16 protein-coding genes, 1 tRNA gene and 2 pseudogenes are annotated in these 22,542 nt (G+C 70.1%); 11 read left to right on the forward strand and 8 right to left on the reverse strand.

The window, feature by feature from the left end:
* Window positions 1-343: 343 nt before the first annotated feature.
* The 6 genes and pseudogenes from C3V41_RS14525 to C3V41_RS10205 all read left to right on the forward strand — a co-directional run.
* Window positions 344-523, forward strand: a pseudogene (locus C3V41_RS14525) (variant leucine-rich repeat-containing protein); the annotation flags it as partial.
* Between the two features lie 384 nt (window positions 524-907).
* On the forward strand, window positions 908-2,437 hold the full coding sequence (locus tag C3V41_RS10190) for a hypothetical protein (protein WP_106110159.1): 1,530 nt from the start codon (window positions 908-910) through the stop codon (window positions 2,435-2,437).
* A gap of 346 nt (window positions 2,438-2,783) precedes the next feature.
* Window positions 2,784-2,915 (forward strand): annotated as a pseudogene (locus tag C3V41_RS14430) (hypothetical protein); the annotation flags it as partial.
* A 6-nt stretch (window positions 2,916-2,921) separates the two neighbouring features.
* Window positions 2,922-3,134: a hypothetical protein gene (locus tag C3V41_RS13930; protein ID WP_254423571.1), complete on the forward strand. Its 213-nt coding sequence runs from the start codon at window positions 2,922-2,924 to the stop codon at window positions 3,132-3,134.
* Between the two features lie 45 nt (window positions 3,135-3,179).
* Window positions 3,180-3,614, forward strand: a complete 435-nt coding sequence (locus tag C3V41_RS10200) for a hypothetical protein (RefSeq protein WP_129591565.1) — start codon at window positions 3,180-3,182, stop codon at window positions 3,612-3,614.
* 213 nt (window positions 3,615-3,827) lie between these two features.
* Window positions 3,828-4,262: a hypothetical protein gene (locus C3V41_RS10205; protein WP_129591566.1), complete on the forward strand. Its 435-nt coding sequence runs from the start codon at window positions 3,828-3,830 to the stop codon at window positions 4,260-4,262.
* 73 nt (window positions 4,263-4,335) lie between these two features.
* On the opposite strand, the gene C3V41_RS10210 is transcribed toward C3V41_RS10205, so the two are convergent.
* From C3V41_RS10210 to C3V41_RS10225, 4 genes are all read right to left on the reverse strand, one after another.
* Window positions 4,336-4,872: a hypothetical protein gene (locus tag C3V41_RS10210; protein WP_106110163.1), complete on the reverse strand. Its 537-nt coding sequence runs from the start codon at window positions 4,870-4,872 to the stop codon at window positions 4,336-4,338.
* Between the two features lie 96 nt (window positions 4,873-4,968).
* Entirely contained in the window at window positions 4,969-5,403 is a 435-nt protein-coding gene (locus C3V41_RS10215; RefSeq protein WP_129591567.1) for a hypothetical protein, read from the reverse strand.
* A 757-nt stretch (window positions 5,404-6,160) separates the two neighbouring features.
* Window positions 6,161-7,486: a C2 family cysteine protease gene (locus tag C3V41_RS10220; protein ID WP_106110165.1), complete on the reverse strand. Its 1,326-nt coding sequence runs from the start codon at window positions 7,484-7,486 to the stop codon at window positions 6,161-6,163.
* On the reverse strand, window positions 7,483-8,031 hold the full coding sequence (locus C3V41_RS10225; protein WP_106110166.1) for a hypothetical protein: 549 nt from the start codon (window positions 8,029-8,031) through the stop codon (window positions 7,483-7,485). Before C3V41_RS10225 ends, C3V41_RS10220 begins: the two co-directional genes overlap by 4 nt.
* Before the next feature lie 534 nt (window positions 8,032-8,565).
* On the opposite strand from C3V41_RS10225, the gene C3V41_RS10230 reads away from it, so the two are divergent.
* Both C3V41_RS10230 and C3V41_RS13935 read left to right on the forward strand, forming a co-directional pair.
* Complete coding sequence (locus C3V41_RS10230) at window positions 8,566-13,170, forward strand: DNA helicase (protein WP_129591568.1); 4,605 nt, start codon at window positions 8,566-8,568, stop codon at window positions 13,168-13,170.
* A 241-nt stretch (window positions 13,171-13,411) separates the two neighbouring features.
* Window positions 13,412-13,723 (forward strand): hypothetical protein, encoded by a 312-nt coding sequence (locus C3V41_RS13935; RefSeq protein WP_246741970.1) that lies wholly within the window; start codon window positions 13,412-13,414, stop codon window positions 13,721-13,723.
* A gap of 795 nt (window positions 13,724-14,518) precedes the next feature.
* Here the strand turns inward: C3V41_RS13935 and mscL are convergent.
* The 3 genes from mscL to C3V41_RS10250 form a co-directional block, all read right to left on the reverse strand.
* A complete protein-coding gene (gene mscL / locus C3V41_RS10240; protein ID WP_106110168.1) occupies window positions 14,519-14,908 on the reverse strand; it encodes a large conductance mechanosensitive channel protein MscL in 390 nt (129 codons plus the stop codon).
* Between the two features lie 106 nt (window positions 14,909-15,014).
* Entirely contained in the window at window positions 15,015-15,770 is a 756-nt protein-coding gene (gene cpaB / locus C3V41_RS10245) for a Flp pilus assembly protein CpaB (RefSeq protein ID WP_246741971.1), read from the reverse strand.
* Window positions 15,771-16,192: 422 nt separating this feature from the next.
* Window positions 16,193-16,840, reverse strand: coding sequence for a 5-formyltetrahydrofolate cyclo-ligase (locus tag C3V41_RS10250; protein WP_106110170.1), 648 nt, complete (start codon window positions 16,838-16,840; stop codon window positions 16,193-16,195).
* A 195-nt stretch (window positions 16,841-17,035) separates the two neighbouring features.
* Here C3V41_RS10250 and C3V41_RS10255 point away from each other — a divergent pair, with 195 nt between their 5' ends.
* From C3V41_RS10255 to C3V41_RS10265, 3 genes are all read left to right on the forward strand, one after another.
* Window positions 17,036-18,247 carry a molybdopterin molybdotransferase MoeA gene (locus C3V41_RS10255; RefSeq protein ID WP_106110171.1) on the forward strand — a complete coding sequence of 404 codons (1,212 nt, stop codon included), beginning with the start codon at window positions 17,036-17,038 and terminating at the stop codon, window positions 18,245-18,247.
* 262 nt (window positions 18,248-18,509) lie between these two features.
* The gene (locus C3V41_RS10260; protein ID WP_106110172.1) at window positions 18,510-20,105 is read left to right on the forward strand and encodes a hypothetical protein; all 1,596 of its coding nucleotides are present in this window, start codon (window positions 18,510-18,512) and stop codon (window positions 20,103-20,105) included.
* Window positions 20,106-20,277: 172 nt separating this feature from the next.
* Window positions 20,278-20,350, forward strand: a tRNA-Ala gene (locus tag C3V41_RS10265).
* Between the two features lie 360 nt (window positions 20,351-20,710).
* Here the strand turns inward: C3V41_RS10265 and C3V41_RS10270 are convergent.
* Entirely contained in the window at window positions 20,711-22,309 is a 1,599-nt protein-coding gene (locus tag C3V41_RS10270; protein WP_106110804.1) for a sensor histidine kinase, read from the reverse strand.
* Window positions 22,310-22,542: the final 233 nt, after the last annotated feature.

A 22,542-nucleotide genomic window follows, 5' to 3' on the forward strand; every position in this document is an offset into this window, starting at 1 on the left:
GCTGGTCCCCGCCTACGGCAGCGGGTCCTTAAGGGGCTCGCCCGACGCCCACGAGCAGCAGGCGGGGACACCCTGAGCAGCAGGCATGAGGGCAGGGACGGGAGCGCTCAAGGCTGCTGGCGGCCTCGGCGAGCCTGAGCAGGCAGGTGTGGGCAGGGGGTGGGAATCTCGCAGGACGGGTACCGGACCGTCACGCCGGAGCAGGCAGGTGAGGGCAGGGAGGTGGGAGCCTGGCCAGCTCGCTCCCCGGCAGGAGACCGGCGTGGCATAGGCGGCGTCAGGAGACGGAGCCGTATGCTGTAGTGCACCCCATGTACCTCCCTTGCAGAACTGAGAATAGGTTATGACTGACATCTCCAATTTTTCTCCCCAGCAGGCCGCTGACCCTCAGACGTCCATGCAGGACATGGCACGGATTGCTGCTGAGCGACCTGACCTGTGGGTGTCTCTCGCGGCAAACCCGTCTCTCTACCCGGATCTGAGGGAGTGGCTGGGGAAGGTTGACGACCCGGCGGTCAAGGAGGCCCTCAGGGCCTCGGAGCAGCAGGCCTCGCCCGTCCCGGCTCCTGCCGCCGTGGACGCGCCCCCACCACCCCCGCCGCCCCCGGCGTCGGCACCGCCCCCACCGCCTCCGGCGTCGGCACCCGGTTCGGCCTCCGCTCCTGTCGCAGCTGACGCGGTCCACGCCCTCACGCCTGCGCCAGCGACCCCGTCACCCGCTACGGGTGCGCCGCTGGGACCGGAGCTGGCTGGCACGGTGGCTCCTGCGCCGTCTCCGTCGGCTGCGGCGATGGCGCCCACCGCTGTGGTCTCGCCGCAGCCGTCCGTCGCGGCGGGGCCTGCCCCGGCCCCAACCGGTGGAAGGCGACGTCGGCGTGGGTGGGTTATCGCTGCCGTACTCGTTCTTGTGCTCGCGGTCTCAGGCAGCGCGTTCGCCATCTACTCCTACTTCTTCCAGCGTGGGGCCTCCTCCCCGGATGGGGTCATGGACTCCATTGCGGAGGCGATCCCGGGCAAGGACATCCTCTCCTTGGGCAAGATGATCTCGCCGGAGGAGATCGATACCGTCACGAAGTCCGCTGACGTGATTAAGGACGGCGGTTCCGGGTCGGGTGAGAGGAGCTCCAAGGGGGATCCTGGGAGCCTCTTCTCTGAGGACGCGGTCGACAGCTACCTGGAGTCGGTTACCGTCAGCTCCTCGGAGATTCGGTACTCCGTTGACCAGAAGTCGGATGACCTGGCTATCGCCACCATATCCTCCTGGCGTCTTAACGCCAGGGTTGACCAGAGCCTGGCGGGCACGCTGCGCACGCGCTACGAGTCGGCAAAGGGCTCCAGCCTGAACCGGAAGGAGAAGGACTTCTTTGACGACCTTGACTTCTCGGACGCCACCTACAACGACGACGTCTCGAGGGACTTCTTCTCGGGTGATATCCCGCTTGAGCTGGTCCTGGTCCGGGAGGACGGGCGCTGGTACGTCTCCCCTATGATGACCTGGGCCCAGTGGGAGTACCAGAAGGCGGCGTCCAGGGATGACGACGTCAAGACCCCCGACTACCGGGCCGATTTTGAGGCCGAGGGGGCGCATTCACCTGAGGAGGCGGTCAGGAACCTGACCCAGTCGGTCCTCGACGCCCGTCGTCCCAGTGATCTGTTCGATAAGGACGTGACCGGTCTGCTCTCTTTGCCGGAACGTCGCCTGGCCAGGGTGTACGGGCCTGTCACGGTCGGTGACGACCGTAAGTACTCGTCGCGTCTCTCGGAGCACGCGCAGATTGACTGGGACCTGAGCTCAACTGATATCGGAGACGGCCGGGCCGTGGTCCGCCCCGGGAAGTCAAGGATCACCGTGTTCCCCGGTGAGGAGAACAAGGAGTTCACCCTGTCATTCGACGGCGACACCATGAACGTGAAGACCTCCGCCTCCAGGGACAACACGGCGTCGGTCAATATTTCACGACAGCTCGCTAATCCCGAACGGCTCGGGGTGGTGGTGGAGAACAGGCACGGAGGCTGGCACGTGTCCACCTCCGGGACAATTGTCAACGTCTTCAGCCTGCAGCCCTCGGAGCGTGCTCTCGACGACCTCTCCAGAATCCTGGAGGACGCGGGGATGAGTCCCAAGGACGCCAGCGACCTCGCTGACGCGGTCACCAGGTCCAGCGCCGTTGCCACCCCGGTCCTCGTGGCTGCCGATATTATTGGGCAGCTCAAGGACGTGGAGTGGCGTGGTCACAGCTACTCGGATCGTGATTCCGGTTCCACGGGCGGTAGCTACTACTACGGACAGTGCTCCCGGGGGGATATGGTGGCCTGCGACCTCCTCTATGCTACGGCCTCTAGCGATGAGAGGTCCTACGGTCGGTCCTGCGGGGGAAGGAACTACTCCCTGAAATACGGCGGGCAGTGCGAGGCGCTATACGGAAAGCACTACTGAGCCCACCACCGTCCTTCTGCCGGACTCGGCGTTCCCCGGTCGCTTAGGTGCCGTCGTCAGGCTTGGCCGCGAACGTCGAGTCCGGCAGGTGAGGGCGGAAGGCCGCCTCGGGGAGCGGACGACGCCCACGAGCAGCAGGCAGGTGAGGGCGGGCACATAATGTTAGTATATTCCACGTGTCATTAACGACTTGTTGGAGGTGGTACGGGTGACGCAGGACGGATGGCCCAGGGCGTGGGCCGCACAGGAGCGCCTGGAGCGTGGAGCTGAGCGGTTACGCAGCGCATCCGGGCAGGCCGAGGACGAGGCGGCTCGGGTCCCTGGCCTGACCACACGCCTGAAGGAGGTGAGTGGGAGTGGCTGGACGCCTGACCGCGCTGTGGTCGTGACGGTGGACGTGGCTGGTCGGCTGACCGGTCTGGAGCTGGGGTCCCGGGCGTACCTCATGGATCCGCCTGCTCTGGCTGACGTTATTCTCAGGTGCGTGAGCCAGGCCCAGGACGAGGTGGCGGAGGAGGTCTCGCAGATAGCGTCCCGGACCTGGGGAGAGGACTCTCAGCTGACCCGCCAGATAGTCCGGGCAGTGTCCGTCCGCCCGGCCGACGCCGCCCGGGAGCGGGAGAATTACAGGAGGAGCCCGCGACGTGAGCGTCTTGGAATGATTGACCCTGACGGCATTATTCGCCTGAGACGGTAGGTGATTCGCGTGTCTGGTGGGCGTCGTGGGTTGTCGCGTCTGGTGGTGGCGCTTCTTGTCGTGGTGGGCCTGGTGGGTGCGGGGGCGGGTTACCTGTGGTGGGTGCGCCCGCCGGTGCGCCGCGCCCCCCTGCCCCCAGGGATAGAGAAGGGTGAGGACCTGGTACTAGGACCGTCGATCCGGCTTGAGTTCATGTCGACCGGCGATCTCGACTTCTCCTCTCTTGGCACCCAGCGGCACGAGTGGGTCGCCTTCGTCACCTGGGCCACCAAGGACCCCACCACCAGCAGCAGGAACATAGAGCTGCGTCTGGGCCAGCCCGTCCACGTCCAGGACCTGGGAACCCTCACCCTGACCTGGGTCAGACCCGCCCCACCACCATGGGACCTGTCCGACGGCTCAGGCCCACGCCTAGGAGTAAACCTCAACCCCGACCCAGGCGTCACCCGGTGCGCGCGCACCGACGACTGCAACGAGTAGGCGCAGAATGTCAATCCATGCGGACACGCCCGCACCAGAAGACGGGCCCATAAGGACTAAGCGTTCTGACCGCGGGAAGTACTTCACTCGAACCACTATAGGCGAGAAACCTCCGAAACATCTAAGGTACAGGCACTGGTGGTCATGATCAAGTTGTCGCGAAGGAAGATGCCTCACGAACCCAGGCCTCACAGGCACAGGGCGTCCCGTGGCGTGCTGGTCCTGGTCGTCCTGGTAGCCCTGGGCTGCTCGGTGGTGGGTGGGCGTCTGCTGTATGTATGGTGGCAGCGTCCTTCCACTGAATGGGTTCCCCTGCCCCCAGGTATTGAGGAGGGTGAGACGCTGACCCTGGGCCCGGGCATACCTCCGGAGCGGACTAACTATGGTTACCTGAAGTACCGGGCGGCGCGCATTGAGAATCGTGAGTGGGTGGTGGATGTTAAGTGGCTGCGTACTGACGGCGGTGCCGACGAGGAGAAGGAGCTGCGACTGGGGGAAAGCGTCTACCTTGAGGGGCTCGGAACGATCACGCTTACGGCAGTAAGACCAAGACCAGTATTCACCTTCCCGTGGGAGGAGACCCCCTGGAACGACTACATGAAAGCTATCTTCAACCTCGAACTCGAACCCGGAATCATACTGCTGTAGCCTACGTAGACCAAAAAGCAGTCTTTTTGCTCATGTCGGTATCCGATCCATGTTTAATAGGTGCCTGTCTGAGTTAGGGTGTGGGGGTTGTGGTAGGCTGCTGGGTCGACTCGTTGCAGAGGTTGTCGCCCACTGTGCACAGGACGACTCCGGGGTCGAGGGTGAGGTTGAGCATGATATAGTCGTAGCCACCGTCTATTATTTTGGGGGGTTCCCATGGGAATCGGAAGTCGTCTGGTGGGGCTGGTGATGGTAGGGTGACGCTGAGGAGGGTGATGGTGCCCAGTCCGGTGAGGTGCGCGCTCTCGCCCAGGTGGAGTGTGGGATGCTCGTCGTCGGCGTCGTGGAGCTCCCAGTCCAGGGTCACGACCCACTGGCGGTTCTCTATCCGGCAGCTTCCCACGTAGAGTTCTCCGGCCTTTGTGTTGGTGAGGTTGTTGGCGGTCCCGCCGAGGCTTATTGTCTGTCCTGCCTCCACGTCCGGGGGCAGGGCGACGCTGTTGACGGTGGGCCACTGAATTGCGTGAGCCTCGCGCTGCCGCTGCGCCTGCCACATCCTCCAACCCACCACCGAGCAGCCCAGGGCTATCAGGGCGACCAGGACCAGCACGCCACGGGATGCCCCGTACCTGTGACGCCTGGGTCCGTGAGACATCTTCCTTCGCGACAACTTGATCATGTGGATTGGCGTTTTCTAATAGTGTATCTACTCGTTGCAGTCGTCGGTGCGCGCGCACCGGGTGACGCCTGGGTCGGGGTTGAGGTTTACTCCTAGGCGTGGGCCTGAGCCGTCGGACAGGTCCCATGGTGGTGGGGCGGGTCTGACCCAGGTCAGGGTGAGGGTTCCCAGGTCCTGGACGTGGACGGGCTGGCCCAGACGCAGTTCTATGTTCCTGCTGCTGGTGGTGGGGTCCTTGGTGGCCCAGGTGACGAAGGCGACCCACTCGTGCCGCTGGGTGCCAAGAGAGGAGAAGTCGAGATCGCCGGTCGACATGAACTCAAGCCGGATCGACGGTCCTAGTACCAGGTCCTCACCCTTCTCTATCTCTGGGGGCAGGGGGGCGCGGCGCACCGGTGGGCGTACCCACCACAGGTAACCCGCCCCCGCACCCACCAGGCCCACCACGACAAGAAGCACCACCACCAGACGCGACAACCCACGACGCCCACCAGGCACGGGTCCTGGTCCTCCTTGTCTTAGTGCGGGGTCGTGTGGGGTACCAGTCCTGTTCATGTCGTCTTCTTGGGGATGGTCCTGTCCTTGAGCGCTTGCGGGGGCCTAACTCTCTCGGAGCCTGGTAGCGCATCCTGATAGTTGTGACAGCACAGGATAACGCCTGCCTGAGTTAAGGTGTGGGGGTGGCGGTAGGCTGCTGAGTCGACTCGTTGCAGTCGTTGGCGTACATGCACATGGTGACGCCTGGGTCGGGGTTGAGGTTTACTCCTAGGCGTGGGCCTGAGCCGTCGGACAGGTCCCATGGTGGTGGGGCGGGTCTGACCCAGGTCAGGGTGAGGGTTCCCAGGTCCTGGACGTGGACGGGCTGGCCCAGACGCAGCTCTATGTTCCTGCTGCTGGTGGTGGGGTCCTTGGTGGCCCAGGTGACGAAGGCGACCCACTCGTGCCGCTGGGTGCCAAGGGAAAAGAAGCTGAGGGTACCGGTGGAAGTGCCCGCGGGTGGTATCGGGGGCTGAGGAGCAGGTCCTCACCCTTCTCTATCCCTGGGGGCAGGGGGGCGCGGCGCACCGGTGGGCGCACCCACCACAGGTAACCCGCCCCCGCACCCACCAGGCCCACCACGACAAGAAGCGCCACCACCAGACGCGACAACCCACGACGCCCACCAGACACGGCTCCATCTCCTCTCGCTTACAACACGGCCTCACAGGATTGACGGCGCCTATGAGATCTGACCAATATGGGTCTCATTAAAGTATGTCTGGTAGTCGTTTCGTGTGATCCGGATTTTACCTCCGTGAATACGGTCTCCGGACGAGTCTTTGTTTTCGCCCCATGGATTGTATAAAGTGACGTACTGGTCATCAATGTCGATGACGGCATACGTATGCCCATCTACGATCTGGTACCTCCCCTCGGCGTCGGTGTCGTCTACATTCCCGTCACCATTTGTGTCGACCCTCGCAGTGATGGTCTTGCCGCCATCGCTCGAGGCGGTGACCGGCTGATGACTATCAACCGCCTCCTCGATCTGCTTCCACTGGCCGTCGGTGTACTTGTCGTCGTCCCACCACGGCCATCCCAGGAACCCTGAGCCCCCGAAGGTGTTGAGATTCTTTGCCTTTTTCCCTGACAGGTCCTGCATCGCGTCCTCTGAGTGTCCGTCAGGAAGGTCGTCGTTCCCTATGAGCTTCCCGTAGGCGCGCTCGTACACGTTGAAAAGATCAGGGGTGCCACTGCCGTTCCCCTCGGTGTAGTAGTCGTTGACCTCGATCTCCTTCTTCTCCCCGTCCTTGTAGAAAGTCACAATGAAGGCCTTTTTGCTCTCGTCCCACCTGACGTTGTCGCGCAGCATCTTGCGGCCCGCGTCGGTCCAGGCGTAGGCCGCCAGGGAGGCCAGGAAGTAGCAGTCACCGATCCGGCCCTGATCAACTCCTGGTAGTTCCTGAGTACCATTTATCTGCGCCCGGATCCTCGCTATATCTGATTTCTTCAGCGGAGCTCGCGCGCAGGTGTGATCATCTTCGTCGCACTCAGTATCATCACTTGAGCTCGACCTGCTCGCACTACTTATGCCACTGGTGCTGAGTGCTGCGGCGGCGGTGCTGGCGGCGTGGGTGACCTCTGTCTGGATGGTGGCGGCCGCCTTGGCGATGGTGGTCAGGGCGGCCATGGCGGCCAGGGCCTTGACGGGGTCGCCCAGGGCGTCCAGGAGGAGGCTGGAGGCCTGGGCGCGCAAGGTGGCAGCGGCGTCCTGGGCCGCCCGGAGGACGCCAGCGTAGGACTCCAGCACCCCGGCGCTCCCCTGGTAGGTGGTCTGGAGGGATCCCAGGTCGGTCTCGAGACCGCCGGTGCTCTCCTGGAAGGCGGAGGCGGCCTCGCCCTGCCAGGAGGGCGTACCGGCCGCGGCCTGGCCCACCAGGCCTGCCGCACCACCCACACGCCCCCCGGCTTGCCGCCAGGAGTCGGCCACCTCCAGCACCCCGCCTGGACTACCCAGGATCTCAGGAACCAGGCCTCCCGCCAGATCCCACGCACTCGTGCTCATCGCAACCCCTCCACGTCAGGCTCGGCCGGCTGGTCGCCGCGTAGGCGTTTGGCCAGGCGCTGGTATATCTCCTCCCGGGTCTGAGGGCTGGGCGCCTGCTGACGGTGGGGCAAGTCCGCGCCCTCGGCCGGCTGGTCACCACGCAGGCGCTTGGCCAGGCGCTGGTATATCTCCTCCCGGGTCTGGGGGCTGGGCCCCTGCTGACGGTAAGGCGAGTCCGCACCCCAGCCGATCCCGGGGGCCACGGTCCCCAGACCCCCGGCCAGGGCGCCGACCTGCGTCTCTACCTCCTGGTCGGCCCGCGCGTAGTCGGCCGCCGCGGCCCCCAGCGCCTCGGCGGTCTGCTCGGCCCGGGCCGCGTGCCCACGCACCACGTCCTCGAGCTCCAGGCAGAAGGCCTGCGCCGCACTGGCCAGGACCGGACTGCCGAACGTGGCCTCACTGCCGGTGCTCGGCACGTACGCCACGCCTTCCAGGGAGTCGGCGGCCTCGAACGCCAGGGACCGCGCCCTCGTCAGCTCGCCGAGCACGACCTCCAGGGACACCGCACACCTCCACGCACACGCCTGTCTTTAGGATCCTCATTGTGAGAACTGCCACTACCCTAGTCCGGGTCATGTACAGGCAACAGCCCCCGTCCCAGTATCCGGACGCCTTCGCCCCGTCCCAGAGCCATAACCCGTATTAACCAAGGACTAACGGCCTACTAGCCTACGTCTGTACCGCCCCTGTCCCCACCGGGTGCCACGAGGCGGCGGCCAGGTGGACCGGTCGTCCCCCGTATTGTTCCTGTCCCCACCGGGTGCCATGGTGTGCCGGGCGCGGGCCAGCGGTGCCTGGCGGTCTGCGCCTGGCGGTCGATACGTTCCCAAGGTGCCGGGCGCGGGCCAGCGGCACCTGGGCCACTGCCCCCGCCTCCCACTAGCCCCCACTAGGCGGAGCCCCGAACAGCGCCAGGGCGAGCCTGGTGTGCTCCTCAGTGCCCCCGCCAGGCGGAGCCCCCGCCGTCGTGTCTCCCCGGGGCGGAAACCGGCCGCGCCTGTCCGGTTTGGGCGAGGGCGGCCGGTACGTTATGTGGCATGACGCCCTTGCTCTCCTTCTTCGGCCGCTTTCGGCGCCGCTCGGCGGATCGCGCACCCGTCCACGAGCCAGCCGTCTCCTGGGCCGCCGACCCGGAGAGCCCGGACGTCCCCGTCGAGCCGCGTGAGCCGTCCCCCGCCGAGGTCACGCCGGCCCACGGCGTCCCGGCCCCTCCGCCGCCCGTCATGCCCCCCCTGGGGGATCCCGTGCGTCTGGCCCGCGTGGACGCGGCCCTGACCTCGTGGCGCAGCGAGCTGGTGGACCTGGGGGGCGTCGCCAGCCTGGACGACATTACCGTCATCGACGGCGTCGTGGACCTCACCGCGGCCCACCCCTCCGGCCTGGCCCAGCTCTACGCGGGCCGACCCACCCACCTGACCAACCTCATCCGTGAGCACTCCGCCCTGAGCGTGGCCCGCCAGTGCCTGCGCGAGGTCGCCTCCCGCACCGAGAGCCTGGCCCGGCAGTTCGGCGTCGCCCCCGTCTATCTGGCCATTGGCGTGGCCACCTGGAACGAGACCGTCACCCGCCCCAAGGACGAGGACGACGCCGAGAACGGTGACCAGGACCCCGAGGACAAGAAGCCCGGACTGACCCCTCTGGAACGCACCACCCCCGTACGCTCCACCAGGACCGTCAACGCCCCCGTCCTGCTGCGGCCCGTGCGCCTGACCGGCCCCAACGCGGAGGCCGCCATCACCCTGGAGCCCACCATTGAGGTCAACCCCGTCCTCGTGCGCGCCCTGCGCCGCTACGGCGCCGCGGAGAACGTGGAGGCCATCGCCCGGGCCTCCCTGTCCCGGGAGGGCTTCACCCCCCGCTCGGCCCTGGCCCGTATCGGTGCGCTGGGACGTGAGTACCTGCCTGCCTTCGACGTCCACGAGCGCCTGGTCATGGGGGCCTTCGTCCACCCCGGGCAGGCCCTGGTAGAGGACTTCGACGCCGTGGAGGAGCGCGCCCGCGCCTCCGCCCTGGTAGCTGCCCTGGCCGGTGACGAGCAGGCCCGTGCCGCCCTGGACGTGACGCTGCCCGAGCCGGTGCGCACCGACCGCGCCCCCAGCGCCGAGCGGGGTATCGGCGACCTCGACCCCGCCCAGCTCGACGCCGTCGAGGCCGTCAGCTCGGGCGCCTCCCTCCTGCTCGACGCGCCCCCCGGCTCCGACGTCGCCGACACCCTGGCCGCCATCCTGGCCGACGCCGCCGCCTCCGGGCGCACCGTGCTGCACGTGCCCGCCTCCAACGCCGACGGGCACGCCGTGGCCCAGGTCCTGCGCGAGGCCGGGCTGGGAAGCATGGTCGCCGACCTCACCGAGGACCCCGACTGGCGCCGTCACGCCGCCGAGACGGTCCGCACCGCCCTGGGGGTGCAGGTCCCCGACCTGGACACCGAGTCCATTAGCCTCCAGCGCCAGCGCCTGGTGGCCGTGCGCAGACGCCTGGGCCGCTACATCGAGGCCCTCCACCGTGAGCGTGACCCGTGGGGCGTGTCCGCCTACGACGCCCTCCAGGAGCTCGCCGAGCTCACCAGCGGCCGCGCCCGGGCCCGCACCACCGCCCGGATCGCCCCCGAGCACATGGGCCGCATAGGCGCCGAGGACCTGGACCGGGCCATCTGGCTGCTGCACCGTGCCCACACCCTGGGGATCCTCAGTCCCCGGCTCTCCGCCTCGGCCTGGCGGAGCCTGGACGTCACGGACATTGACGAGGTCACCGACACCCTGGCCCGCCTGGCCCGCCTGGCCGAGGAGCTTCTGCCCACCCTCACTGAGCAGGTGCGGTCCGTCAGCGACTTCACCGGCCTGAAGCCCGCCGCCACCCTGAGCCAGTGGGACGAGCAGATGGAGGTGCTCGACGGCGTGCGTGAGTCCCTGGACGTCTTCCTGCCCGAGGTCTTCGAGCGCTCGGCCGCGGACCTGGTCATCGCCACCGCCACCCGCCGGTGGCGTGAGGAGCGCTCCATCGAGATGAAGCGCTCCACCCGGCGCCGCTTCATTAAGCAGGCCAAGGACCTGGTGCGCCCGGGCCGCAACGTCAGCGACCTGCACGGTGAGCTGGTCAAGGTGCAGCGGCGGCGGGAGACCTGGCGCCGCTACGACCCCGACAACGGCTGGCCGCGCCTGCCCCGGGGGCTGGACGACATGCAGCGCACCGCCGTGGCCACCAACGAGGTCGTGGCCGCCCTCCAGCCCGTCCTGGGGCGCGCCGAGGACGCCCCGGTCCTGGTCGACATGCCCCTGGACCAGCTGACCGAGCGTGTACGCACCCTCCTGGACGACGCCGCCAGCGCCGAGAGGATGCCCGAGGCCAACCAGGTCCTGGACGAGCTCACCGAGCTGGGGCTGGGGCCCCTGGTCAAGGACCTGGCCGCCCGGGAGGTGCCCGACAGCCGTATCGAGGACGAGCTCACCTACTGCTGGTGGATCTCCATCCTGTCCTACGCCCTGCGCCAGGACCCGGACATGGGGGGCCTGGACGCCGACGCGCTGACCGCCCTGGCCGCCTCCCTGCGTCGGCTCGACACCGCCCAGTCCGCCTCACTGGCCGGGCCGGTCCTGGCCGCCTACGCCTCCCGGGTGCGTGCCAGCGTCGACGCCGACAAGGACACCGCCCGCGCCCTCTACCTGGCCCTGTGCCGGGAGGACAAGCTGCCCCTGCGTGACATCCTGCGGGTCTTCCCCCTGGCCCTGACCGCCACCCCGGTGTGGATCGTGCCGCCCACCCTCGTGCCGCAGGTCTTCACCCCCGACGCCGTGGTGGACCTGGCGGTCCTGGACGCCTCCGCGCAGATGCCCGTGGCCCAGGTCCTGCCGGCCTTCGTCCGCGCCGAGCAGGTGCTGGTGGTCGGCGACCCGCGCCGGGACACCTTCGGCCTGGCCGCCGAGCTCGGCTCCCTCCTGCCACGGGTGACCCTGCCCCTGGGACGTCACGCGCTGGACGCGGAGATCGCCGTCTTCCTGGCCGCCAACGGCTACGACAACGTCATTGACGCCGTCCCCGCCCCGCCGGGCGCCTGGCAGCTCAGCCTGGACCTGGTCGAGGGACGCGGCATGCCCGCCCCGGGCCAGGCCGCCGTGGAGTCCGTCCCCGCCGAGGTGGAGCGGGTGGTGGACCTGGTCATTGAGCACGCCCTGACCACCCCTGAGCGCAGCCTGGCGGTCATCGCCCTCAACGCCCGGCACGCCGAGGAGGTCCAGCGGGCCATTAACGCGGCCACCACCGGATCGCCCTCCCTGGAGGCGTTCTTCTCGGAGGACGTCGGTGAGCCCTTCGCGGTGGTGGACCTGACCCAGGTGCGCTCCCTGCGCCGGGACAACGTCATCCTCTCGGTGGGCTACGCCAAGACGCCCCACGGGCGCACCATCCACTCCTTCGGCGCGGTCTCCACGCACGGGGGCATGGTGGGGCTGGTGGAGGCCCTGGCCGTCTCCCGGGGCACCACCCAGGTGGTCTCCTGCCTGGCCGCCGAGGACATTGACCCCAACCGCCTCCAGGCGGCCGGGCCGCGCCTGCTGCGCCAGGTCCTGGCGCGTGCGGGCGGGGAGCCGGCCCAGAGCGTGGCCGAGTCCACGGCCCCCGACCGCCTCCTGGTGGACCTGGCCGAGCACCTGTGGCGCAAGGGCCTGACGGTGGTGCCGCGCTACGGGGTGCGCGGGGGGGTGCGCATCCCCCTGGCGATCGGGCACCCTGACTGCCCCGGCGAGCTGCTGGTGGCGGTCCTCACTGACGACGCCGCCTACGTGGCCGAGCCGAGCCTGCGCCGTCGTGACCGCCACTGGGTGGAGCGCCTGGAGAGGCGTGGCTGGCACGTCTACATGGCCTACTCCGCGGGGGTGTTCGTGGATCCTGAGCGTGAGGCCCAGGCGGTGGAGAGCATTGTGCTGGACATCCTCACCCAGCGGCAGGCCGTCCGGGAGGGGCGGGTCCACCAGGTCGTGCCCGTGCGCGTGGAGGACGTGCCCGAGGTCCTGGAGGGGGTGCCCCAGGGGCAGTCGGTGACCGAGCCTGACGGCGCCCTGCACGGTGCCGAGGGGGTCCTTATCGCGGGGAGCTCCCTGGGTGCTGGTAGCGCGTCGAGCCCGGGGGGCTGGGGTGCGGGCAGCACACCAGGCCCTGGTAGCGCGTCAGACCTGAGGGGCCGGGGTGCGGAAGGCGTGCCGGGTGGTGGAGGTGAGCCTGCAGGCAGCGCTGCTGGTAGCGCGTCGAGTGCCGAGGCCGCGGGGATCCAGTGGCGTGGGACAGGGGCGTCGGGTGCGTCCGCGACGTCAACGATCTTTGGCAGGTCGGCGGTCTCGGCCGTCTCGGGGGTGTCCGCGACCTCGGCCGTCTCGGGGGCCTCAGCCGTGTCCGCGGTCTCGGCGGCGTCGGCGGCGTCGGACCTGGAGACCGTGCGTGAGCGCGGACCGCGGCCGCGCTTCGCCCAGGGGCTCCCCCTGCAGCACTACTCCGACGACGCGCTTGACGAGCTCATGGCCTGGATCCGTTCCGACGGCGTCCAGCGTGAGGACTTTGAGGAGGTTGAGGAGCTGCGGGTCACCCTGGGGCTGCAACGCCGCGGCTCCGCGGTCGACAACATCCTGAAAGGCGTGGTGCGGCGTGGCCGCTGAGCCCGGGGGAGAGGCGGACGCGGCAGGTGGTGACCGGGGGTGCGCCCGCCCTTCCCCTGGGGCGGGGGTCCCGGGGTTGGTGGTCGGTGCACCCGCGACAGGACCGAGTCCTGCCCCTGGGGCGGGGCCAGGTGGGCTCGGCCGCTGGACCGGGGCGGCTGCTCCTGAGGTGGGAGGGCCCGTTGCTGCCCGGTCCGCCGACTCCGAGTCCGCCCCTGGCTGGACGGGTGAGGTGGCTGGCGTGGCGGGGGCAGACCGGCCTGGTGTGGCCGGTGGCCTGGCACCGGGCCCGGTGCCCGCAGGCGGTGCCAGTGGTACTGGTGGTACTGCTGGTGGGCGTGCGCGGCGTCGCGTGGTGGCGCTCTGCGCTGCCGACCTGGCGCGGATCGCACGCGGTGAGCTGCCGGCCCAGCAGGCTGAGGAGGAGCGCCGCCGGAGTGTGGACGCCCTGACGGATGCGTGCGGGCGGAGCGGTCCCCTGGGCCGTACCGGCACGACGGGGGACGCTAATGACGCCCGGCTCCTGGCCGAGGTCCCACCCCACTGGCAGTAACCCGGGGGACGGAGCCAAAAACAGGTCACGACGGCCACGCCCCCGCTCCTGCCTCACTCCACCTCGGCCCCTTCTCCTCCCACCTCGGCTCCGCTCCCACCTCGGCTCCGCTCCTGCCTTGGGCGTGCTGCTCGACCGACGTCATCGGCCGGGGAGGACGGGCGGCTCGGCTCCTGCCTTGCAGGCCGCTTAACCGCACCATTCCTGGGCTGGTTCGTGCCGAGAGCAGGGATCTATGCGCGGCCTGCGTAGTGTGGGGCGACTGTTCTGTCGCAATCTGAGGATCAGAGCCGACCCCACCCCGCCCCCGTCTTTATGCGCTCAATGTCCACGCAGGTCAGGGGCCTGGGCTCTGGTACGGCCAGGAGTGCCCTCCGCCCTGATCCTCAGATTGCGACACGCACAGGAGCACAGAGCGGCGGACGGCTGGTAGGACATCCAGAGTATTGCGTAACCTGCCTAGGTTTACGCCAGGAGACACGTGCCCCTATCAGAGGACGCGACGGGCCTCCCGGACCCACCCGTTCTCACGACGAACAAGTACCGTTCTCGCGAGCAACAAGTACCGTTCTCGCGACGAATAAGTACCGTTCTCACGGAGGGAGGGGTGTGGTTGGCCTAGGGGTGGGCGGGTGCTCGTGGCCCTGCTGCCCCGTTATATGACGAGGGGTCGGCTCTACTGAGCCGACCCCTCGTGCGTCGTAGGCCAGTACCGAGGCCGTTGACCGGGCTGGCGGCGAGGTCGCGCCAAACCCTCGCGTAGTCCAGTGCCGCTGCGGGCGGCCCTTGGCGTCCTCAGCCCCGCCGGGTGGCGAGCAGGTCGCGGATCTCGGTGAGGAGCTCGGCCTCGGTGGGCTTGGCGGGAGCGGCCTCCTCCTCCTTCTTGCGGGTGGCGGCGAGCTTGTTCATGGGAACCACCACGAAGAAGTACACGGCGGCCGCCACGATCAGGAAGTTGATAACGGCGGTGAGGATGGTACCGGGCTGGATGTAGTCCGACTTCTCCCCGATCTTGAACTGTGCCACGGAGTCAAAGTTCGGGGAGCCCACGAGGGCGCCGATAATGTTCAGGATGAACTTGGTGACGCTGTCGACGATCGGCTTGAAGGCGTTACCGATAATAACGGCGACGGCGAGCTCGATCACGTTGCCCTGGGAGATGAACTCCTTGAAGCCCTTGAGCATGGAGGGAGGTACCTTTCGACGGGGCGCTGCCGGGCACGTACGTGCTCCGGGACACCATTGACGTGTGAAGACAGCAGTGCGTGAGGCGCTGCACTGCCTGACGGCGTCACGGGCTCAGCACGATGCCGAGCGCTCCATGTGTAGCCGCGCTAACGACCACGCTAGCGCTATTCCCGGAAACAGCAAGTGTTACATATGTAACATTCTTATTACCTGACCACAGGCCCGGCTCCTCCGGGACCTCGACCTGGAGCACCCTGGCGCCTGTGCAGAGTACTGCCGACGACTGCGTGTCAGCCTCGTCGGCCTGCCGGGAGGAGCTCGTTGTGTTCTCCCCGATGACGTCTACCCGGCTCCCGGGCTGGGCCAGGGCCGCGCCGATATCCACCGGAATCTGGACCACCCGTTCACTGGGGGCCAGCCCTGCAGCGAGCTGACCGCTCACCAGCGAGGGCGTCAGGATCGTGCCTGCCGGGAGGGCCACGGCCGCCCGCGACCCCGCGACCTCCGGCCCGGCCAGCTCCCCGGAGGGCAGCGCCTCCTCTGGTAGCGAACGCTCCTCCAGATCCTGTTCGGTAATGAGCGTCCCGGCCACGACGTCGTGCTCCAGGACCCAGACGATACGCCCCTGCACCGGCTGCGGGCGCAGCACGGACAGGGTCACCAGGACGGCCCCGGCCACGCAGGTGGCGACCACCAGGTGCCTCCAGCGCCAGAGCACGGTGGAGGGCCGGGGCCGACGGCGTCGGGTAGCCGGTTGCGGGACGTCAGGGAGCTGGTGACGTCGGGAGACGGGCTGCGGGGCGTCGGGCCGGCCCCGGGAGGGGGGCCGTGGGCGGGAGGAGCGTCGTCGCAGGAACATGCCTCCAGCGTGGGTTGAGACGGCCCCCTCAGGCCAGCGGGGGCGCCGGGCCCTGTGGACAAAGAGTTTTCCACAGGCCCGGACCACCGGATGACGCCGCGAGATTCCGCGGAAAGTACCTCAGGCGCCTGGGAGCCTCCTTATTTCCGGGGGGTGCGGGGCAGGTCACGGAAAGTACCTCAGGCGCCTGGGAGCCTCCTGCTGACGGCAGCCGCGTGGCCCGCCCTTCGGGATGCCCGAGCGCTGCGCGAGCGCGTCCGCCCCGACCGCGTCACCCGCGGCGTCGCGGTGCCCTCGTGACGCCCGCTCCAGCCGCGCCGCCAGGGCCTCCTTACCGGCCTACTGGCGGCAGCCGCGTGGCCCGCCGACCGCGTCACCCGCCCTCGGCCGCGCCGCCAGGCCTCGCCCCGTGGCCCCGGCGGCTACCGGCCGGAGAAGGCGGATCCCTGGAGGAGGAACCACTCGGTGGGGGTGATGACGGCGTCCACGGGCACGTCGTGAGGCTCTGTCGGCAGGGGCCTGGTGACGAGCTCGTCGCCGTAGACCAGGGCGAACACCGGTGCCTGGGGGCGGCGCAGCGGCAGCACGCGGTCGTACCACCCACCGCCCTGCCCCAGGCGCCGACCCGCCCGGTCCACCGCCAGCGCCGGGACGAGCACGGCCTCGACCTGCCCGATCTCCTCGGGCGGCAGCGGCTGCCCGCTCGGCTCCGGCGGACGCCCCGGAGCGCGCTCGGCCAGGTCGTCGCTGCCGGCGAAGTACCTCCACGAGCGCGACAGGCGCGGTCCCAGCACCGGCAGGAGCACACGCACCCCCTGTGATCGCAGCTCCTCCAGGAGCAGGCGGGTGCAGGGCTCGTAGCCCACCGACACGTAGGCGGCCACCGCGCCCATGCCCGCGACCGCCTGGAGGGCGTGCTCGGTCAGGGCCTCGCAGGTGGGGTCGTGGTGGCCGACAGGGTGGCGGTGACGGTGACGCCGCTGCTCACGCAGGGTGACCCGGAGCGCGTCCTTCGCGTCGCTGACCTCCAGGAAGGCGACGTCGGGAAGGACGGGGGCAGGGGTGCTCATGGGGGCAATCCTCCCAGGCCCCGAGCGGGGCGCCGGCAGGCACAGAGGTTCTGCGCTTGCGGCGAAGCCCCCTGGTCGCGGGCGTCCTGACGCGGTAGCGCCCCCGGGCTGAGACCGCTGCGAGACCTTCCGGGCCGGTGGGGACGGTAGGCTCGCGCTGGTAACCGGACACACGCCGGAACGTGAGGACACCTGATGATAACCGTCGCCAAGCACCTGGCCGCCTGCCTTGAGATCGCCCACGCCGCCGCACCGCTGGACGTGGTCCTTCCCGACGCCGTCGGCTGCGTCCTGGCTGAGGACGTGGTGGCCGACATGGACCTGCCGGTGGCGGATCTCGCAGGGTGCGACGGCTACGCCGTCACCGCCGCCGAGGTGGCCGGGGCCGGCTCAGGCGGTTCCGTCCGCCTGGACGTCATGGACGCCGTGCGTGCGGGGGACGCCCGCGCCATGCGGCTGGTGCGTGGTGCCTGCGTCCTGATCGACTCCGGTGCGCCCATGCCCCGGGGGGCCGACGCCGTCGTGTCCTGGAGGGACACCGACCGGGGCACCTCGCAGGTGGTGGTGCGCCGCGCCGTGGTGGCCGGGCAGAACGTGCGCCGCCGGGCCGAGGAGGTCGAGGCCGGGGTCAAGGTCCTCACCGAGGGGAGCCGCGTCTCCGCCCGGCAGGTCGGGCTGCTGGCCGGCCTGGGCCGCCACCGGGTCAAGGTCCACCCCGCACCCCGTGTGGTGATTGTCTCCATTGGCGACGAGCTGGTGGAGCCGGGTAACCGGTGCGGGCTCGGTGAGGTCTACGACGCCAACGGCCACGCCCTGGCGTCGGCGGTGACCGAGGCCGGGGGGCAGGCCTTCCGGGTGGCGGCGGTCCCCGACGAGGTGCGTCCCCTGACGGAGACCATTGAGGACCAGCTCGTGCGCGCTGACGTCCTGATCACCACCGGGGGGATGTCCCTGGGGCAGGGGGACACGGTCAAGGACGTCCTGGCCCCGCTGGGCTCGGTGCGGTTCGACGCCGTCGCCATGAGCCCCGGCCACCAGTTCGGCCTGGGCACGGTGCGTGACACCCCGATCTTCTGCCTGCCGGGCGACCCGGTGAGCGCCCAGATCGCCTTCGAGACCTTTGTGCGTCCTGTCCTGCGGCAGATCGGGGGCTGGTCCACGCTCCACCGCCTGAGCCTGCCGGCCACGGTCACCCACGGCTGGGACTCCCCGGTGGGCAGGCGCGAGTTCGTCCCGGTCCACCTGACGGGCTCACCCGCCCAGGGCTACCGGGCCGAGCCGACCAGCGAGCCGGGGCGCACCAGTCTGCTGGGCCTGGCCTGGGCGAACGCGATCGCCGTGGTGCCCGAGGACACGGGGCTGGTCGCGGCCGGGAGCTCCCTGCACTGCCTCCTCCTGGAGTCGTGAGGTGCGCGGTGTGGGGTGCGTGGCGCCGCGACGCTCTTGTAGGACCTTGGACCTGTTTTCTGCGGTCCGCCCAGGTCGGGCAGGGGGAGCACGAGGTGGGGCTCCTGTGACTGCCGAGGACCCCAGGAACCGTGTGACTGCTGAGGAATCTGTGGTCCGCGACGTGTCCAATATCCTGGTCGGGTGGGACCGCGAGCTGTTCAACACGCCAGGTCGCCTACGTCCCCGCCGCCTGTCGGGCGAATACCGTTGAGGTGTGGGGATGGAGATCTGGGCGCTGGTCGCACTCGTTGTCATCCTTGCCGTGTACCTCCTGCCGTACCTGGTCGGACGCCGTGAGGTGATGGGGCAGTCCAATTCCGAGGACCGCTACTCCGCGGAGCTGCGGGTCCTGGAGACCAGCGACGAGCCCTCCGCCGCTGACGAGGCCTGTACTCGCAGCGGTCATGCCACGATCTTTCGCCGCCCACCGGAGGTCAGAGCCATGAACAGACCCACCGTGAGGAACGTCCGCTCCGTGAGGACCGAACGTGAGCTGGCACAGGCCAGGCGCGCCCGCAACGAGGCCCGCGAGGCCCGTCGCGCGGCCGCCGGTCGCCGCGCCGCCGTCTTCGCGGTCCTGGTGGCGGTCTCCGCGAGCCTGTGGATCGTGGGCCTGGCGACCCCGGTGCCCTGGTGGCCCGCCCTCATCCCGACCGCGCTGCTGGGCGTCTCCCTCATGGCGGGACGTCGGGCGGCCATTGCCGCGGCCGCTGCCGAGGGCCGTGAGCGGCGTCGTATCGCCGCCCTGGAGCGTGAGCTCCTCCTGCTCACCGGCAGGCACCCGGAGGGTGACGAGGCGGCCGACGACGAGGGCGGCCTGACCGCGGCCGACCGGGTACGTCCGACTGGCGTGCCCGGCGCCCCCCGCAGGACCGCCCCTCACCGCGACCAGGGCGGCTCCCGTCCCGAGCGGCCCGTCCAGGACCAGAGGACCGCGCCGTCGGCGGGCCCCGCAGGAGGTCCCGTCCTGCGTCCGGTGCCTGCTCCCGGGCCGGTCGGCAGGCCGGATCCGGTCGCGGGCCCGACTGGTCGGCCGGTGTTCGTCCCCGTGGACTCCGTCGAGGAGACGGAGGGGCCCGTGGCGGCAGGCCTGGAGGCGGACCCCGTGCCGGGGCCGTCAGGCCCCGAGGCCAGGCCGGTGGCGGAGTCCCTGGCCGGGTCCCGGCCTGGCGGGGACGCCGTGGACCTCCCGCTCTCCCCGACGTCGCCCGCCTCCGTGGAGCCGGCCGCCCAGGACGAGCCGGACGCCCAGGAGGAGGGGGGCCCCGCCGCTGGCCCCGCCCAGCCCCCCGCGCCGCCTGCTGGCGGGCCCGAGACGGTTCGCCCCGAGACGACGGGCCCGGACCTGACCCGGCTCCCGGGCGTCGTCAGCCCGACGTCGGGCAGGCCGGTCACGGCCAGGCCGGCTGTGGGCCGGTTCAGCGCCAGCAGGCCCGCGCCCGAGCCCGTCGGGTACGACGGGCCGTTCCTGCCCTCCATGCCGCCGCTGACCGGTGACGACCCCGACGCGGCGCTGACCGGGGAGGACCCCGGTGCCGCACTGGCCGCCCGGGCCAGGCGGATGCCCGCCCCGGCCACGCCGCCCCAGGGCTGGCGTCCGGTGCACGTCCCGGCCCCCACCTACACGCTCGCCGCGCGCGCCCCGCGTCGCATGATCGAGGACCTCGACACCGGCGAGCACGAGGTCGTCGCCTCCCCGGTCCGGCCGGTCAACGCCCAGGTGCCCGTCCCGCCCGAGGAGGAGATGGAGGAGCGCGAGTTCCACCCCATCGACCTGGAGGCCGTCCTCAGGCGTCGTCGCGCCGCCGGGGAGTAGGGCAGCGTTCCTGCTGTCCGGCACGGCACGCGCTCCTGCTAGCCCCTGGCACGGCTGCTGGCCCGGCACGGCTGGGGCGCGCAGCCGTGAGCCCAGGATCCGGGGTGGGGCGGGTCACGGGGCGGCGACTTGCCGGAGGCGGGAGGGCAGGTGCTACCATCTCTGCGTACCCGGGGCTATGGCGCAGCTGGTAGCGCGTCTCGTTCGCAATGAGAAGGTCGGGGGTTCGAGTCCCCCTAGCTCCACCCAGTAGGTTCGCGTACTGTCGCGGCACCTGTGCCCTGAGCTTCTCTCCTACGTCCCTGACGCCCCACAGCCGCGTCCTTCCTGAGAGCCGGAAGCGGAAGAGTTCCTCCGGTTCCCCCGCACCCTCGGCACGGAAGTACTCCTCGATCCTCTCCCTGGCGTCCTTGGACAAATTCGCGACTTACCCATTTCAATGGGCTCACTGGCACTATCCAGGGCCCAGGACCTCTGTCAGCCGATGGGGGTGTGAACTGTCCTGCCGCCTTGCCAGTGGCCCGCGCGTCGGGCGGGTCCTTGCCGGTCGGCGCGCTCGGCGACGATCTGGCGGCCCGCGCTCCGGGGTGCCGTGGTGCCGGACCTCAGGAGCCCGGCGCTGTGGGCAGGGTGACCGTGAAGGTGGTGCCGTGCCCCTCTTCCGGCTCGCGCACGGAGTCCACGGTCAGGCTCCCCCCGTGGGAGGCGACGATCGCCAGGGCGATGGACATGCCCAGGCCCGTCGACCCCGTGCGCCGCTCCCGGGAGGAGTCGCCCCGGGCGAAGCGCTCAAAGAGCCGCTCACGCACCGCTGGGTCGATCCCGGGCCCGTCGTCGGCCACCGTGAGGACCAGGGAGCCACCACGCCGCTCCAGGCGGGTGACCACGCGCGTCCCGGCGGAGGTGTGGACGCGGGCGTTGGCCAGCAGGTTGACCAGCACCTGACGCAGCCTCGCCTCGTCACCGGCCACCAGGGGCGGGTCGGTGTCAAAGTCCGGCTCGGAGCCGTCCTCACCCTCAGGATCCAGCACGGCCAGGTCGATCTCCCACAGGTGCTCCGGTCCGGCTGCCCGCGCGTCCTCCACCGTGTCCAGGACGACGCCCACCAGGTCCACCTCGTCGTGGGCCAGCTCCCGCCCGGCGTCGAGCCGCGCCAGCAGGAGGAGGTCCTCCACCAGGGCGGTCATGCGCACGGACTCGGAGTGCACCCGCGCCAGGGCGCGCATCGCCTCCTGGGGCAGGTCGGCGTCGGCCCCCTGGCGCGCGATGAGCTCGGTGTAGCCGCGGATCGAGGCCAGGGGGGTGCGCAGCTCGTGGGAGGCGTCGGCGACGAACTGGCGTACCTGCGTCTCGGAGCGCTGCCGGGCGGCCAGGGCCTCCTCCACGTGGTCCAGCAGGGTGTTGAGGGCTCCCCCCACCTGCCCCACCTCCGGGGAGGAGGCCAGGTCGCAGGGGGTCACCCGCTCGGCGATACGCACGTCGCCCGAGCGCAGCTGGAGGCGGGCGACCCTGCGGGCCGTAGAGGCCACCCGTCCCAGGGGGACCAGCGAGCGGTGCACCATGGCGGAGCCCAGGACGACGGCGATGACCGCGCCCACCAGGGCCATGACCGCCTCGATGGCGAGCTGGTGGCCGATGAGCGCGTTGTCTGCGGCCATGGACAGGCCGGTGACGACGGTGTCGCCGGTGACCTCGTCGGTGCTCACCAGGACCCGGTACTCCCCCAGGGAGCCGACGCTGACGGTGACCGGGGCGGCGGCCGGGGCCAGGCCCAGCAGTATGGCCTGAGTCTCCTCCGGGAGCGTGCAGTAGTTGCCGGAGGGGTCAATGTACCCCCCGAACCGTGACCGTCCGTCCGCGGTGCGCACCAGGGTCAGGGTCCCGGCGGACTGGCCCGGGGCGTCCAGGCCGGGTGGTACCCGTGGGGCGGTGGTGTCTGCGGGTGCCGAGGGCGGGGCGGTGGCGCCCTGGGGATCCCCTGAGGAGCTCGGGGACCCGGCCTGCGGGTCCGACTTGGCGGCGGACTTCCTGGCGGCCTTGCGGTCGGTACCGCCGTCGGACTGGTCCAGCGTCAGGTGCCTCTTGGAGGCGGCGCGCTGGGAGGCCTGGACCACCTGCTCGTCCAGGCGCTCCAGGAGCGCGTGGCGCAGGGTGAGGGTGGAGAAGGTGCTGATGGCGGCGGCCATGAGCAGGACGACCGCCATGACCGCGGCGGCCAGGCGGGTACGCAGCCGCCACCGGCTGGGTCGCCAGCGTCCGGGCCCGGGGGCCCCGCGCTCCGGCCCAGGGGTCTCGGCCGGTTCAGGGGAGGGGGCGGTGGGCGGCGTCCGGGCGGCCTGGGTGCCCGCGGCAGGCGGCGCGCCTGAGACGTGCGCGGCGCCCGTGGTGCCCCTGGCCTGCGAGGCGTCCGCGGCGGCGTCGCCACGGTGAGTCGGCG

The organism is Actinomyces sp. oral taxon 897 (assembly GCF_002999235.1).
In the GTDB taxonomy this organism is placed as follows: domain Bacteria; phylum Actinomycetota; class Actinomycetes; order Actinomycetales; family Actinomycetaceae; genus Actinomyces.

Excerpts from the sequence above, each read along its gene's own strand:
- C3V41_RS10220 (WP_106110165.1), bottom strand. The coding sequence starts at position 7,486 with ATGAGCACGAGTGCGTGGGATCTGGCGGGAGGCCTGGTTCCTGAGATC.
- C3V41_RS10230 (WP_129591568.1), top strand. The coding sequence starts at position 8,566 with ATGACGCCCTTGCTCTCCTTCTTCGGCCGCTTTCGGCGCCGCTCGGCG.
- mscL (WP_106110168.1), bottom strand. The coding sequence starts at position 14,908 with ATGCTCAAGGGCTTCAAGGAGTTCATCTCCCAGGGCAACGTGATCGAG.
- cpaB (WP_246741971.1), bottom strand. The coding sequence starts at position 15,770 with ATGTTCCTGCGACGACGCTCCTCCCGCCCACGGCCCCCCTCCCGGGGC.
- C3V41_RS10250 (WP_106110170.1), bottom strand. The coding sequence starts at position 16,840 with ATGAGCACCCCTGCCCCCGTCCTTCCCGACGTCGCCTTCCTGGAGGTC.
- C3V41_RS10255 (WP_106110171.1), top strand. The coding sequence starts at position 17,036 with ATGATAACCGTCGCCAAGCACCTGGCCGCCTGCCTTGAGATCGCCCAC.
- C3V41_RS10260 (WP_106110172.1), top strand. The coding sequence starts at position 18,510 with ATGGAGATCTGGGCGCTGGTCGCACTCGTTGTCATCCTTGCCGTGTAC.
- C3V41_RS10270 (WP_106110804.1), bottom strand. The coding sequence starts at position 22,309 with ATGGCGGTCGTCCTGCTCATGGCCGCCGCCATCAGCACCTTCTCCACC.